Genomic DNA, 14939 nt, shown 5'->3' with positions numbered 1-14939 from the left:
GTAGGAGTGTTTATTGAATGAAGAAAGCTATGCTTGCCTTAGCAGCAACAAGTTTGATTGCCTTATCAGCATGTGGATCATCTGATAAAGTCGTTACCTCTAAAGCTGGTGACATTTCAAAAGAAGAATTTTATAACAAAATGAAAGACAGAGTTGGTAAACAAATGTTACGTGGTATGGTACTAGAACAAGTACTTGTTAAAAACCATAAAGTCGATGATAAAGAAGTCGACAAAAAATACGACGAATACAAAAAGCAACTTGGCGATCAATTTGACGCTGCTCTAAAACAACAAGGCTTTACAGAGAAATCATTCAAAGAGAGCGTTCGTGCTGAATTAGCAATGACAAAAGCAATTGAAAGCACAATTACTGAAAAAGAATTAAAAGAAAATTACAAACCTGAAATTAAGGCAAGCCACATTCTTGTAAAAGATGAAGCAACTGCGAAAAAAGTAAAAGAAGAACTTAATCAAGGTAAATCTTTTGAAGAGTTAGCAAAACAATACTCTGAAGACCCAGGATCAAAAGAAAAAGGTGGAGACCTTGGCTATTTCGGACCTGGTCAAATGGTAAAACCATTCGAAGATGCTGCATATAAATTGAAAAAAGATGAGATAAGTGAGCCTGTTAAAACAGAGCACGGTTACCACATCATTAAAGTAACAGACATTAAAAAACAAGAGAAATCATTTGAAGATTCAAAAGCTGACATCAAAAAACAACTTGTTGCGAAAAAGATGCAAGATGGCGAATTCATGATGAAACTTCAAGAAGACGAACTTAAAAAGGCTGATGTGAAAGTCCAAGATAAAGATTTAAAAGATACTTTCGAAACGCCAAAAGCTGAAAAAGAAGAAAAAGAAAAAAAATAACGTAATAAAAAAAAGCTGTCAGGGAAACCTGACAGCTCTTTTTATGGAATGGAACTAAAAAAGCATCTAGCAAATAGCTAGATGCAGATAAAAACACAAGAGAAGATAAAAAAATCTTCCCTTAACCCGTATGCTATTATAACAAAAAAACATGAAAAAGCATAAAAAATATTATTTTTTATTTTTCAAACCTTACTAATGTTTTTTCAGGAATAAAGCAATTGTGTTGAAGCGTTAACTCACCTTCTCCCTTCTCTTCCTACGTTCTCCGAATCATTCATGCTTCTATTTCTTCATATCAAATGAACCTTACCTATCATTTTGCCTAACTAAAAAAAGTGCCTTAGAAAGACTTTCCTATTGTCATTAGAGGAAGCTGAAATAAGAATTTATTCAATTAGATTTTTTTTATTTTGCAAGGAATGAATTTAAATCTTAACGGTTTATACTATTTGCTCTTATCGTCAATACGAGTATACTAATCATTTATATTTGGAAAATGTAAATGATGTAAGAGAAAAAGAGTTGTTCCATCGAACAACTCTTTTTCTTTCTATATATACGTATAATAAACACTTACGCTAACGCTGCCGCTTGCTCTTGCTGATCTACAGGCACGACAGCGTCCGTTAATGCTTTCTCTAATTCAGCTGTGTATTTCATTTGTTCTTCTTTACTCCAGCCTAATTTTGCTGCCATATATGCAATTACTGCTTCTTTCCACTCATATACCCAGTGAATATTGAAGAATACAGCTCCTCTGCGGCGTACGAAGAAGTCAACAGGTTTTGCTGTCATTTCATAGTCCATTGCGTATACAAGCGGTACAAGCACGTCTAACGGCATGTTATATTCTTTTGCATCTGCTTTCAATCCTTTTGCTAAGCTAAAGAGAACATCAACGTTAGAACCATAGAATTTCGCGAATTCTTCTGCTTGCTGCGTTGTTAAACCATATTTTGTTCCTTCCCCAGCCTTTTTCGTAATAAATGCCGGTAACCCACTAGAGCCACCTACATGCCCACCAGAGATCGGCATATGCTTTGTTTCGCTCTTCGGATAAGAACCGTGGCCTTCTTTTTGTAATAGAGACGTTACATAGTCTACTACCATCTCTGCCATTTTTCGGTATCCTGTTAACTTACCACCAGCGATTGTAATTAAACCAGATTCAGAAGTCCAAATTTCATCTTTACGAGAAATTTCAGATGCGCTCTTACCTTCTTCATAAATTAAAGGACGAACACCAGCCCAGCTTGATTCAATATCTTTTTCTGTAATTTTCACGCTTGGGAACATATAGTTAATTGCATTAATGATATATGTGCGATCTTCTGTTGTCATTTGTGGTACTGCTGCGTCTTTATCATAGAATGTATCAGTTGTACCTACATATGTTTTCCCGCCGCGCGGAATTGCGAACACCATACGTTTGTCTGGTGTATCAAAATAGATCGCCTGCTCTAGCGGGAAACGTTTTTGATCGATAACTAAGTGAACACCCTTAGATAATTGCAGTACTTTTCCTTTTTTCGAATTATCTTTTTCACGTAATGTATCTACCCAAGGACCAGCTGCGTTTACAATTTTCTTACCGTACACTTCATATACTTCGCCATCTAATAAGTCGATAACGCGTACACCACATACTTTTCCATCTTTATATAAGAATCCATCTACTTTTGCATAGTTAACTGCTTTTGCACCGCGCTTGATTGCTTCTTTCATTACTTCAATTGTTAAACGTGCATCATCTGTACGATATTCTACGTAGTAGCCGCCGCCCTTTAATCCTTCTTGTTTTACAAGCGGTTCTTTCTTCATTGTTTCTTCGCGGCTAAACATTTTTCTACGTTCGCTTCGTTTTACTCCTGCTAGGAAGTCATATACACGAAGACCGATTGATGTACTAAATGAACCGAATGTGCCGCCTTTATGGAACGGTAGTAACATCCACTCTGGTGTTGTTACATGGGGACCGTTCTCATATACGATCGCACGCTCTTTCCCAACCTCTGCTACCATTTTCACTTCAAGTTGTTTCAAATAACGTAAACCACCGTGTACAAGTTTCGTTGAACGACTTGATGTACCTGCTGCAAAGTCTTGCATTTCGAATACAATTGTTGATAAACCACGTGTTGCTCCATCTAATGCAATACCAGAACCAGTAATCCCTCCACCAATTACGATCACATCTAACTCTTGTTTATTTACTCCGTTTAATACGTCTTTACGTTGTTTACTTGAAAATTTCATGGTAATTCCTCCCTATTATACGAAAAAAGAGACCACAAACTCCGCTATAGAAATCAATCTATAGCGTGTTGTGGTCTCTCCAAATCTCCTACCGAATTATTAACTTATCATCATTATAACACTGCTTATGATTATTTGAAAGCTTTTGTTGCTTCAATTGCTTTTTTCCAGCCAGCATATAGCTCTTCACTTGTTTCCGCTTCCATTGCTGGTGTAAAGCTCTTATCCATATGCCACTGCGTTTTAATTTCTTCTTGGCTTTCCCAATATCCAACCGCAAGACCAGCTAAATATGCCGCACCTAAAGCTGTTGTTTCATTGATTACTGGACGCTCTACAGGAACGTTTAACATATCACTTTGGAACTGCATTAAGAAGTTATTCTTAACTGCTCCCCCATCAACGCGTAATGTTTTCAGCTCAATACCTGAATCAGCTTCCATTGCACATAATACATCTTTCGTTTGGTATGCTAATGATTCTAGCGTTGCACGGATAAAGTGCTCTTTCGTTGTTCCGCGCGTTACACCAAATACAGCTCCGCGTACTTCACTATCCCAGTACGGTGTTCCAAGTCCTACGAATGCCGGAACAACGTAAACGCCATCTGTTGATTCAACACGAGATGCATATGCTTCGCTCTCACTTGCATCTTTAAACATACGCATGCCGTCACGTAACCACTGGATTGCTGAACCTGCTACGAAAATACTTCCTTCTAATGCGTATTCAACTTTACCATTTAAACCCCATGCAATTGTTGTTAATAGGCCATGCTCAGATACAACTGCTGTTTCACCTGTATTCATTAACATGAAGCAACCTGTTCCGTATGTATTTTTCGCCATACCTTCACCGAAGCAAGCTTGTCCAAATAATGCTGCTTGTTGGTCACCAGCTACACCTGCAATCGGTACATTTTGACCGAAGAAATGATAATCAACTGTATGAGCATATACTTCAGATGATGGACGTACTTCTGGAAGCATACTCTTTGGTACTGTTAACATATCTAAAAGCTCATCATCCCACTGTAAGTCATGAATATTAAACATTAATGTACGTGATGCGTTTGAATAGTCTGTTACGTGCGCTTTACCACCAGACAATTTCCATACAAGCCATGTATCAATTGTTCCGAATAATAGTTCACCGCGCTCCGCTTTTTCTCTTGCACCTTCAACGTTATCTAAAATCCATTTTACTTTCGTACCAGAGAAATATGCATCAATTAAAAGACCTGTTTTTTCGCGAACCATGTCGTTGTAGCCTTTTTCTTTTAACTCATCACAAATTTCTGCTGTTTGGCGTGATTGCCATACGATTGCATTATAAACTGGTTTACCCGTTTCTTTATCCCATACAACCGTTGTTTCACGTTGGTTTGTAATCCCAATGCCCGCGATTTGCTCTGGTTTTACATCTGCTTCACTTAAGCAAGTTGCAATAACCGCTAAAATAGATCCCCAAATTTCGTGCGCGTTATGTTCTACCCAGCCTGGCTTTGGAAAATGTTGTGTAAACTCTTTTTGAGCTGAATGAACAATTTTTCCTTCCTTATCAAAAAGAATTGCGCGTGAACTTGTTGTTCCTTGGTCTAATGAAAGAATATATTTTTTCATACTCGGTTCCCCCTTATGCTACTTTTCTACTATTTGTATTGTTTTCGCTCTTTTTGCTTGTCATATAAGAGATTGCTAGTACAATCACAGTTGCAATTATCACATAAATAAGTGCTGCATTTTGTTTTCCTTCAAATACAACTTGATGGAATAAACCTGCAAGTGATCCACCTAAGATTGGTCCCACAACCGGAATCCATGCATACTTCCAATTTGATCCGCCTTTTCCTGGGATCGGAAGGAAGAAGTGTGCAATACGAGGTCCTAAATCACGAGCTGGGTTAATTGCATAACCTGTTGTTCCACCTAATGATAAACCGATACTTACAATTAAGAAACCTACGATAAATGGGTTTAAACCATCCGCAAATTTATTTGCTCCAATTGCTAATATACCAAATACTAAAACGAATGTTCCAATCATTTCACTTAAAAGGTTTGCAAATGTGTTAGGAATTGCTGGTCCTGTTGCAAAAACACCTAATTTTGTACCTGGGTCTTCTGTTTCTTTCCAATGAGGTAAGTAATGTAAATATACGATAATTGCACCGATGATTGCCCCAATCATTTGCGCTGCGATATAACCTGGCACATCACTCCATGGAAGCGCTCCCTTAAATGCAAGTCCAATTGTTACTGCCGGGTTTAAATGCGCCCCACTAATTGATCCAACTGCATACGCTGCGACAGCAACCGCTAAACCCCAGCCCATTGTAATTACAATCCATCCAGAATCCTTAGCAAATGACTTCTTTAAACTTACACCCGCACAAACGCCGCCACCAAGTAAGATTAACAACGCTGTCCCTATTAGCTCCCCTAAATATGCTGACATAAAATCCCCCCATAATCAATTTAAACGCTTTCAATGTGATAGAGGTAAAATGAATGGATATTCATTTTTTCCCAAAGAAAAAGATCCACACCTGGCACGCTTCTATATAACAATATAGAAACAATGAAATGTGGATCTCTTTTTTCTCCGTCACGTTTATTAACTTGTCTATAATGTTAACTGTAAATGAAAGCGGTGTCAACAAATTTTTTCACATTTTCGACACTATTTTTGGAAATGTTTCCATAGTTCTTTTTTCGATGTTGTAATCGCTGTTGCACCAGCTGCTAACGCTCTGTCTACATCATCAACCGTACGAATAAAGCCGCCTGCTAAAATCGGTACGCCCGTCCGTTCTTTCATCTCGGCAATCACACCTGTTAAAGCGCCTGGAAGCACTTCAATATAATCTGGTTTTGTCTTCTCTAACAGATTACAACTTTTCTCCATCGCACTCGAATCAATTAAAAAGATACGCTGAATCGCGACAACACCCTTTTGCTTCGCCTTCATAATCACACTTGCCTTTGTCGACAATAGTCCATATGGCTTATACTCTTGGCATAAAAACTCTGTCGCATGGCCATCGCTTTGCAACCCGTGAATTAAATCGACATGTAAAAACACCTTTTTACCATGCTGCTTCGCAAGTTTCACAACACTCTTCAATTGACCGATATGAATGTCTAAAATAACAATATACTCATAATAACTATGTAATAATTTTTCCAAATCTTTTATTTGCCGAACAGCTGGCAAAATCTTTTGCTCATGAAATTCCATTCAAAAAGTCCCCTTTTTTACATCATCCTATTCTTTATAGTACACAAATTAAGGAAAAATAAAAGCTAGTAGAAGAATTTTTTAGCCTACTTTCTTGTCACGTCGTGTCGAGCAGTCGATATCATAAAAAAAGGTGAATAACCGACTCGTTATTCACCACTTACTCTCATTACAGCAACACAGAATCCTTATCACTCTCTTGATTACGTCTCTCGCGCTCTTCTTCTAAACGCTTCATATATACTTCTCCTTCTTTTTCAATAAACTCATTATCCATCTCTTGCTCTTTTTTTGAAGTATATAAAACCATGTAGCCACTTACGACAATCCCGATAATAACAAGATAAACCCACCATGGTAAAGTTTCCAATTGATTTCCTTCCTTTCCTAAGACAAGCCTTGTTAGTTTCACTGTATGAGAGGAAAGACAAGATTATGACTAGATAATTCCCATTATATCTATTTACTTATTTTCTCTTGAGTACTCTTTCTAAATTTTTATCCATTAAATTCCCTGTTACTGTATACGGGATTAGTACTCTGCTTTTATCATAAAGTACTTCATATACAAATTCTTGCTCCACCATATGACTCACAGGGGAATTTATATCATCTGATAAAAAAACTTCATAATATGAATCTGTTTTATTCACCCTAAAAGATAGATTTCCGCATATTTCTTCATAGTTATAGTAAAAATGAGTCTCCAACCTTCCACCTATGCTTGAATCTTTATGCGCCCAAATATAATGCTCTAACTTCGGAATTTGTCGCCTCCAAAAAAACTTGAAAAGATAAAACGCATTATACCCTATAACACCAATTTGAAAATCTAATTGCACCGCTACTTCTTTAAACATCTGAAAAAAGCATTCCAGATTATTCTTTTCAGCTTGCATGACATAACTAGCATCCGCTATAAAATAGATGGCGTCTCGTTTATGATACATTCGAAAAACTTCTTTGCCACTTTCATCTACTTTTATCCATTCCGACGTACCAAATCCTTTAACAAAAGCTTTTTCTTGTAAAAGATGTTCGACTTGCATTTCGAAAGGGCTACATACATCTATCGCAGTAAACTCCGTTTTAATTTGATTTGGTATAAAGATATTCCCGTACTGCTGTATTACATTTAATAGTTTTTCTATTTTTTCACTATTTATAGCATCTGCAAGCGAATCGTACTCTTCTACATCTTTCCATAACATTCCAACAATAGATCCCATCTTTATCCCTCACACTAGTTTCGAAATATCTTTTTATGCATTTTATCAAAATGCTCTTCACTTACCTTTATAATATGTTGAGCAATTTCATCTCTTTGTAAAATATCTTTATATGTTTTATAATATTGAATTTCCATTCTGTACTTCATCATGTGATATCGCCACTTTGCATATGTAATACCACTATTAAATTTAGATATACAGCTAAGCGCTCCCCTTTTGTTTTTCAAATTCATTTTGTTCAGTTTCTTTTTATAGCCCTTTATCTCTTTTCTTGCTGAAACATACAATTTCTCCATCTTAAACAAAGAATGAGCATAATATTTTAATAATTCTTTTGCGGTATGATAAGTCTCAGAGGTAATTGGCTCATTCGGCTTAAATATAAATGCCTTTCTTGCCTCTAAAAAATCTAGAAACTGATCAAATTCTATGATGATATTTAAAGTACTCTTTACTATTTCCGTAATGACAGGATCCTTTTTTCCTTCTTCCTGTAACATAATGATCAATGTAACGAGATGCTGCTTCAATTTCATACAGAGAGGTTGTAAGTAAAGGTCAGGTGTAGGCGTAGCAAAATAAAACTTATGACTTAGAACGATACTTCCAATTCTCTCTGCTTCTTTCCTTGAAATAACTTGTCCATGTTCGTCTATCACAAGCGTTCCCTTCCAGCCCCCTTTTGAACCTCTAAAAAATACAAACAGAACGTACTTCTCACCATTTTCTTCATATACACTCCACAGTTCTACTGTTTCTTCATATAAAATAAATACATCTGCATAATATTTTTTCCGATAGTGCTTTGCTACTTCTCTTAACTCTGGCATAGACATCATTTTTTTCGCTTCTTGCATCATTTTTCTCCCAACCCCACGAACTCATGATTCATTTACCAAAAACAACATACTTAATATAAAATAGAGACCCCTTACAAAAATTATACAAAATTTACATATTTATCTCGATTTTCATTTCATTAAACTAACTCTCTTTATAATAATGAAAAAGCAGTACCCTATAAGAGTACTGCTTCTCATTTCACTTCTTAACGATGAATCCAAACTGCACCTGCAGATTTGTCTTCAGCTTGTCCTACTACTTCAAACTTTAAGCCTAGTTTCGGTAATTTACGTCCTGCATCTGGAATGATGCTGTTGATGTACTGCTTAGAATCATCAAATTTCGCAACGCCTGGTAATCCTTTATAGTCAAAGATTCCGCGAGTTGGTGAATCTACTCTCCATGCTGGCGTTTGATCAAATGAGAATGCAGCATCCGCAATTTGATAACGCGTACTGCTCTTCACAGTCGGTTGTCCATTTAATGTACCTACGATTGCCTCTGGATGAGAATCTACTACGCCTAGGAATCCTTCACCTGGATGAACGCCTACCCAGTTATCTGTAAAGCTTTGATCTGCATACCATACAACCATTCCTGTATTAAATACTGGACCACGTGCGTGTTGTAACGCCATGTCAGAACCAGCGTAATTTCTCCACTCTACATAGTAATTATGTTTTTTCTGTTCAAATCCGTCAGATACAGTAAATCCTTTTAACGTCATTGCTGGTTGACCTTCAGCATCATCAGAGAAAACAACTTTGCCATCTACAGTTAACGCTGCATTATCTAACGCAAATCCTTTATAAGCTACTGCGATATCTGTTAAATATTCAAACTGTAGTTTTACTTTTTTCCCTTTGAATTGGCTTAAATCGTATGATTTATCAATCCACTTACCATCAGTTGTATCCATACCGCCTTTTACATCATTTTCTCCCATTCTATCAATACGTGTCTTCGTTCCATCTTCTGCAATAGCGTACACGTCAAGGAAATCATACTTTGCTTCAAGCTCATAGAATGCCTTATAATCAAACTTAGCATTCGCTGCATTTGTTAAATCAAATACTGGTGTCTCAAGTGTTGTATGCATGTCATTTCCTTTTGTACTGTAATAAAACTTCTTACCAAATGCCGCTTCAATATTTTTAATATTTTTGTCCGGTAAGTTAACACGAACAATTCCTGGTCGTTTTGACTTTGTAACACTTTGATCGATATATGTTGCAGCGCCAATGCCGTTGCGAAGTTTATCGTAATCTACTTCTAAAATATTCGCCCAGTTTCCGCCCATATTCTTTTGGAAAAACTCTTTATTTTGTGGTGACAAACTCGTTGGCTCTGTTCCTGCAATTTTTCCGGCCCAGCTGCCTCCACTCATAATAGACCATGACTCAACAGGTTCACCTTGTCCTGTATACTTTGTGTCATACTCATCTGGTAAACCTAAATCATGACCGTACTCATGCGCAAACACACCAACCGCTCCATCTTCAGGTTCGATTGTATAATCGTATGCAGCCATCTTTCCGCCCCAATTCGGAACAGAAGCTTGTGTGCCATCAATTGCATATGGTTTTGATCCAAGTTTTGAACGATGAGACCAAATTGCATCATCTTTCAATTTACCGCCGCCAGCTTCTTGTCCTACACCCGCATGAACAACCATTAAATGATCAATAATGCCGTCTGGCTCATTTTTATTTCCGTCACCATCTTGATCGTACTGATCAAATTGGTCAAAATCAGCTAAGTTAATTCCTTTTGCTACTGCTGCTTTTAATGCTTCCTTCACAAAGTCACGTGGTCCTAAAGGTCCTTTATTATCATGACCAGTACCAGCATCTGAACCGTAATCGGAAGCTTTCCCTGGAACAGTTAGCCATTCCGTTACAGTTCCATCAACTGTGTAGCTACCACCAGATTGTTCTTCATAATATTGTTTAAATGTGTTAATCTTCGATCCATCAAATAACGTAAATGGCTCATCACCAAATAACATTTTTTGATAATGCTCACGATCAAAGTCTTTAGAATACATATATCCTGGCGCTTGATCAATATTATTATGTTTAAAATCACTAAACTCCGCGAGTAAAACAAGCACTTTATCTGTTCGAACAGCACCGTTATATCCTTCTTGCTTCGCTGGTGCAGTCGGAACTTTTCCATTTAACTTACCAGGGGTAAATCCAGATGCTTGTCCAGCTACTGTTCCTTCAGCCGGTTTATCTGCTTGTTCCTTTTCTTGCATCTTTGCATCTTTTACTTTTTTCATAAAATCAGATGCTTCTTGCGTCAAACTATCTCCAGGAACAATCTCTTTCCCAGGGTTTTCCCCTTTCTTTTTCTCAACATACTTTTCAACAGCCTTTGATGTCTCAGCTTGTGATGCAGATTTATCAATGACGCCTCGTTCTTTTAACGCTTCTGCTAAACGTTCCTCTGGTATTAAATGTTCATCGATTGGTAGAGATGATGATGGCGTTTCAGCATATGCAGATTGCCCCCCAAATGCAAAAGTACTACTTAATACTGCCGCTGTTGCTAATACTGATAAAGGTTTTCTCTTCCCATTCTTTTTCAATGTACTTCCTCCCCATGTTTGCAAATTATCTGTTTTTTTTGCCAATAACAACATAATATTCGTATTATGACGAATATTCAATATTTTTCAACAAATAAAATGTTGAGAAATATTTTTTTATGCAGGATGAAACACATAAGACAGCAAAATAAAAAGGTTCTGCCCTAAATAACAGAACCTTCGTTCGAATCATCTTCTTAAGAAAGAAGAAACGGGTTTATAATTAAAAAATTCTATTGGTAGATACAGCATGCTTTTCAAAAAAAGCTTGGACATATTTCATAAACTCTTCCGGCTCTTGACGAAACGGAGCATGATACCCTTTTTCAATCATATGGAATGTACTATTTTTCAATAGTTGATGATAGGTTTCACCATTTTTCCATGAAACGCTTTTATCATTTCTGCCCCAAATAATTAAGGTTGGCACCTTGATTTCATTCGCATCCATCGCAATGCGGCGCTCTCTCATTTTCGTCAATTCACTATAATGCTCTTTATCATCTCTTCTATTTTTCACCGCATTTTTATCATAATCCGTAATGGTAGATACCGTATTTACATCAACCGATAAATTCGGCTTTTGGAAACCTTCTTTTTGCTGGAAGGATTCTATTCCTGTCGAGTCCGCTAAAATAAGGTGCGTAATCGCTTCAGGATATAAGTACGTCAAATTAAGAGAAATCTCTCCTCCCATGGAATGACCGAGAACAGCGAACTTATCGTAGCCTAATTTTTTCATTAACTTATAATATAAATTTGCTTGTGCTGGAAATGAATACTGAAAATCCACCGGCTTAGAAGAACGACCAAATCCTAAAATATCAACCGCAATGATCGTATGATCTTTCGCTAATTCTGGATAAATATCACCGAATCCATCAGAAGAACCACCAAAGCCATGAAGCATAAGCAGCGGCGGGTTCCCTTCACCAATTTGTTTAAAATATATCGTTTGTCCATCAATCTCCGCCATCTTTTCTTCTGTGTTCAGTTTTGTTACCATTGTATCCTTTACTTCCTGTACCTTCGCTGTAGGCTTTTCCACAACGTTACAAACCACTAATAATACAAGTGCAAGACCACTAATTATATAGAACTTTAATTGTTTCAAGTTGACTGTCTCCTTTCTATTGCTGTGAATCATGAACGAATACACTTAAAATAAGCTTTTACATTTTGTACGTATTTTATAGCCATCACAGTTGTAACGAATTAAGTTACAACTGTAACAAAAAAATATGCTTTCTCTCTAAATAAGAATGCATTGGAATATTTCTTGATTATCTTTATACTATTTAACCCAACTATAATCATTTTAGTTACAAATAAAAAGTAAGTCAATTCTTTTCAGAGAAATTTATATTCTACTCTACTAAAAGCTTGAAATGATTCTATTTATCTCTTACGTCTGTATCTTCCCTAATAAATTCTAATATTTCTCCATTAGGTTTAATTTTCACACCTGTCAAATACCCTAAATAAGCAGCACCTGTATCTATATTCCATGTATTACTTTCAACGTCATAATGCGGATTTTCGCAAGGTGTGTGTCCTATAATTTGCAATTTATTAATATTCTTTAACGGACTGCGATTCCATAAAACGCCATACTCATCTTCCTCTATGAATGGATTTGCTGATTGTTCAGAAATTCCTGCGTGACTTAGAAACAGGTGTTCATTTTCCCAATATAGCGGAAGATTTCTGAACCATCTAACATCATTCATATAATCTCTATTCATTTTCCTGTATTGATCCAGTGTCTCTTCCCCACACTGTCTTAGCCAATTGTTATTCGGTGGATTATCAAAATGACTAATTATTTCAAACTCATGATTCCCCTTTAAAAATTTGACTTGATCAGGAAAATCAGCACTTAATTGTATTGCAAATTGGGCCATTTGAGGTGAGTTTTTTCCTCTATCAATTAAATCACCTAATTAGAAAACCATTTCATTCTCTTTATCCCAATATTTATTGAGCAAATTCTTAAATGTATAATAACACCCATGGACATCGCCTATAATAAAATAATTCATAGGGTACAGACTCCTCCTTATTTTAAATGAAAACGTTTATCCCTCTTTAACTAACTTACTCCTCTAGTGAAATTAGGGCAAGACATACATCCTCATTTTAATAAAGGGAATCTTTAATCAGTAGGGTTTTCTTCATCCTCCACCTTACTTCTTTTCTTTTGCTGAATTTTGAAGCGGGGGATCTTACTGCCTGTTACTGCAGGATAAAATTATTGGGGCTTGCTTTGTATATACTTTTAAAGGAAAATCAGAATGAAAATCTGGAAATTAAAGAGTTCGTTCGATAACTATGAATCTTTTCAACTATTACATTGCGAGGAATATTCCCAAAAATACATAGAGGAAAAACTTGACACAGCCATAAGATTATCTGATTCGTGGGGGGATGATATACTTGTTGAATGTGTAGAAGGCGATCACCACAGTGATTTCCCTAAGTTTTGGGTAGAGGTCGGTACACCAATGGTTAGTGAGAAAGCTAAACAACTATTGGAACCTGTTCTTAGTAGCGATTTTAAGTTTTTTCCATTTGGAGGAGAAAATAATATGAATTATAAATTTGAAATACTTAGCACAGGCAGTTTAATGATTAGATTGCCAAAGGAATTCGATGTTTTAGAAGCATTTTTAAATGTAGAGGTATCTGAATTTGGTGATTGGATAGCAGAAACTGTAGATAAAGTTTTAAACCAAAAAAGTGATTATGAAAAAATCAGTGCGAATATTTTTAGCGCAGATGTCCGAAAAGATATAACTTTTATATTTAATAAGTATGATGAAGATGAAATTGAAGATTCGCTTGAAATAGAGACTATTACATTACGAAACCTAATAGATATTTGGTTACATAAACGACGAAACTTAAAGGAGAGTAAATAATGTTTGAAGAAAAAGTTAAACAAATTATAGCAGAACGCAAAACAGTTCATCATGAAAATAGCTTTTTAATCGAAAAATATTGGGAGCAACTTACGAAACTATTAAGCGAGGATATCGAACATACTATTAAATTTTTAGATAGCGCTTCAGAAGAAGAAATAGAATGGATTAGTGAAGTATTTGAAGATATAGATTACGATACGAAAAATAGAGAATACATTGACTGTTTAAAGCGTTTAGTGAAAAAATTCCCTAATTCAACAATAAAACCTTCTGTTGAAATTGTTGAACAAATGATGTTTTAAATATAAACACATATTGGAGCCATTAACAAAATCCAACTTCAACATCGAACTGTCCCACTCCCGAATCAGGCTTTTACAGGCAGTTAATACGGGATAAATCGCTCCATACTAAAAGATACAATCTATCCTAAAGAGGATTAGAAAAAGATATAAAATTACTTAGATATACATACTCTATACCTTGATTTGAAAGAATTTTCAAAACAGATGATAAAACATGACTTTAGGTGACCATAGGACTAACCTGAAACTAAACGTATAATATCTTCAATTTCCCCCTTAACAAAGAAAAAAGGAGTGTTTAAAACAATGGGAAGATATCCACTGATTGCAATAATGAAAGAGTATGAGAATAAAGAAAATGTAATTTACAGTTTTGGTCCAGATACTAAATCTTGTATGTTATATCCAGATCTTTATAGTAGATGGAATTTTAAAGTTTTAAAGAATGAAACTAACCCTAATGAAGCGTTTGTTTGTCTAGATGATATGCCGAAAAAACATATTTCCTTGTTGTATAAATGTATTCACAAAATATATGTTCACGTAAGAGAAAATGGTGGTATGGAAGATATGAATCAGATAGATTTCCCGGAATACCTTGAGTTTATTGTATAAGCTTTATAAAGTGAAACCTTAATCAGCGGCGGACTTAAGCCCTTACCTAACTT

14 protein-coding genes and 1 pseudogene are annotated in these 14939 nt (G+C 36.0%); 5 read left to right on the top strand and 10 right to left on the bottom strand.

The window, feature by feature from the left end; genetic code table 11:
* The first annotated feature begins 17 nt into the window (after positions 1-17).
* On the top strand, positions 18-875 hold the full coding sequence (gene prsA / locus QRY57_RS06955; RefSeq protein ID WP_286017041.1) for a peptidylprolyl isomerase PrsA: 858 nt from the start codon (positions 18-20) through the stop codon (positions 873-875).
* A 576-nt stretch (positions 876-1451) separates the two neighbouring features.
* Here prsA and glpD read toward each other — a convergent pair.
* The 10 genes from glpD to QRY57_RS06905 form a co-directional block, all read right to left on the bottom strand.
* The gene (gene glpD / locus QRY57_RS06950) at positions 1452-3134 is read right to left on the bottom strand and encodes an aerobic glycerol-3-phosphate dehydrogenase (RefSeq protein ID WP_286017040.1); all 1683 of its coding nucleotides are present in this window, start codon (positions 3132-3134) and stop codon (positions 1452-1454) included.
* A gap of 131 nt (positions 3135-3265) precedes the next feature.
* Complete coding sequence (gene glpK, locus QRY57_RS06945) at positions 3266-4756, bottom strand: glycerol kinase GlpK (RefSeq protein ID WP_286017039.1); 1491 nt, start codon at positions 4754-4756, stop codon at positions 3266-3268.
* A 13-nt stretch (positions 4757-4769) separates the two neighbouring features.
* The gene (glpF, locus tag QRY57_RS06940) at positions 4770-5591 is read right to left on the bottom strand and encodes a glycerol uptake facilitator protein GlpF (RefSeq protein ID WP_286017038.1); all 822 of its coding nucleotides are present in this window, start codon (positions 5589-5591) and stop codon (positions 4770-4772) included.
* 225 nt (positions 5592-5816) lie between these two features.
* On the bottom strand, positions 5817-6374 hold the full coding sequence (locus QRY57_RS06935; RefSeq protein ID WP_286017037.1) for a glycerol-3-phosphate responsive antiterminator: 558 nt from the start codon (positions 6372-6374) through the stop codon (positions 5817-5819).
* A gap of 169 nt (positions 6375-6543) precedes the next feature.
* Positions 6544-6744: a sporulation YhaL family protein gene (locus QRY57_RS06930; RefSeq protein ID WP_026590583.1), complete on the bottom strand. Its 201-nt coding sequence runs from the start codon at positions 6742-6744 to the stop codon at positions 6544-6546.
* A gap of 97 nt (positions 6745-6841) precedes the next feature.
* Positions 6842-7603, bottom strand: a complete 762-nt coding sequence (locus tag QRY57_RS06925; protein ID WP_286017036.1) for a hypothetical protein — start codon at positions 7601-7603, stop codon at positions 6842-6844.
* Between the two features lie 14 nt (positions 7604-7617).
* Positions 7618-8466, bottom strand: a complete 849-nt coding sequence (locus tag QRY57_RS06920; protein WP_286017035.1) for a hypothetical protein — start codon at positions 8464-8466, stop codon at positions 7618-7620.
* A 188-nt stretch (positions 8467-8654) separates the two neighbouring features.
* A complete protein-coding gene (locus tag QRY57_RS06915) occupies positions 8655-11042 on the bottom strand; it encodes an immune inhibitor A domain-containing protein (RefSeq protein WP_286017034.1) in 2388 nt (795 codons plus the stop codon).
* A gap of 223 nt (positions 11043-11265) precedes the next feature.
* A complete protein-coding gene (locus QRY57_RS06910; protein WP_286017033.1) occupies positions 11266-12189 on the bottom strand; it encodes an alpha/beta fold hydrolase in 924 nt (307 codons plus the stop codon).
* A gap of 247 nt (positions 12190-12436) precedes the next feature.
* Entirely contained in the window at positions 12437-12973 is a 537-nt protein-coding gene (locus QRY57_RS06905; RefSeq protein WP_286017815.1) for a metallophosphoesterase, read from the bottom strand.
* A gap of 363 nt (positions 12974-13336) precedes the next feature.
* On the opposite strand from QRY57_RS06905, the pseudogene QRY57_RS06900 reads away from it, so the two are divergent.
* From QRY57_RS06900 to QRY57_RS06885, 4 genes and pseudogenes are all read left to right on the top strand, one after another.
* A pseudogene (locus tag QRY57_RS06900) lies at positions 13337-13586 on the top strand (imm11 family protein); the annotation flags it as partial.
* A gap of 44 nt (positions 13587-13630) precedes the next feature.
* Positions 13631-13963, top strand: a complete 333-nt coding sequence (locus QRY57_RS06895; RefSeq protein ID WP_286017814.1) for a hypothetical protein — start codon at positions 13631-13633, stop codon at positions 13961-13963.
* Positions 13963-14268 carry a hypothetical protein gene (locus tag QRY57_RS06890; protein ID WP_286017032.1) on the top strand — a complete coding sequence of 102 codons (306 nt, stop codon included), beginning with the start codon at positions 13963-13965 and terminating at the stop codon, positions 14266-14268. Before QRY57_RS06895 ends, QRY57_RS06890 begins: the two co-directional genes overlap by 1 nt.
* Before the next feature lie 309 nt (positions 14269-14577).
* Positions 14578-14886, top strand: coding sequence for a hypothetical protein (locus tag QRY57_RS06885; RefSeq protein ID WP_286017031.1), 309 nt, complete (start codon positions 14578-14580; stop codon positions 14884-14886).
* The last annotated feature ends 53 nt before the right edge of the window (positions 14887-14939 follow it).

This window comes from Bacillus arachidis, from assembly GCF_030285945.1.
Taxonomy (GTDB): Bacteria; Bacillota; Bacilli; order Bacillales; family Bacillaceae_G; genus Bacillus_A; species Bacillus_A arachidis.
Note: the sequence above shows the minus strand (reverse complement) of the source record. Positions and strands in the feature narration are given on the sequence as shown.

What these genes read in the sequence shown, in the direction of transcription:
- QRY57_RS06895 (WP_286017814.1), top strand. Translation starts at nt 13,631, where the DNA reads ATGAATTATAAATTTGAAATACTTAGCACAGGCAGTTTAATGATTAGA.
- QRY57_RS06910 (WP_286017033.1), bottom strand. Translation starts at nt 12,189, where the DNA reads ATGATTCACAGCAATAGAAAGGAGACAGTCAACTTGAAACAATTAAAG.
- glpD (WP_286017040.1), bottom strand. Translation starts at nt 3,134, where the DNA reads ATGAAATTTTCAAGTAAACAACGTAAAGACGTATTAAACGGAGTAAAT.
- glpF (WP_286017038.1), bottom strand. Translation starts at nt 5,591, where the DNA reads ATGTCAGCATATTTAGGGGAGCTAATAGGGACAGCGTTGTTAATCTTA.
- QRY57_RS06885 (WP_286017031.1), top strand. Translation starts at nt 14,578, where the DNA reads ATGGGAAGATATCCACTGATTGCAATAATGAAAGAGTATGAGAATAAA.
- QRY57_RS06890 (WP_286017032.1), top strand. Translation starts at nt 13,963, where the DNA reads ATGTTTGAAGAAAAAGTTAAACAAATTATAGCAGAACGCAAAACAGTT.
- QRY57_RS06935 (WP_286017037.1), bottom strand. Translation starts at nt 6,374, where the DNA reads ATGGAATTTCATGAGCAAAAGATTTTGCCAGCTGTTCGGCAAATAAAA.
- glpK (WP_286017039.1), bottom strand. Translation starts at nt 4,756, where the DNA reads ATGAAAAAATATATTCTTTCATTAGACCAAGGAACAACAAGTTCACGC.
- prsA (WP_286017041.1), top strand. Translation starts at nt 18, where the DNA reads ATGAAGAAAGCTATGCTTGCCTTAGCAGCAACAAGTTTGATTGCCTTA.
- QRY57_RS06920 (WP_286017035.1), bottom strand. Translation starts at nt 8,466, where the DNA reads ATGATGCAAGAAGCGAAAAAAATGATGTCTATGCCAGAGTTAAGAGAA.
- QRY57_RS06925 (WP_286017036.1), bottom strand. Translation starts at nt 7,603, where the DNA reads ATGGGATCTATTGTTGGAATGTTATGGAAAGATGTAGAAGAGTACGAT.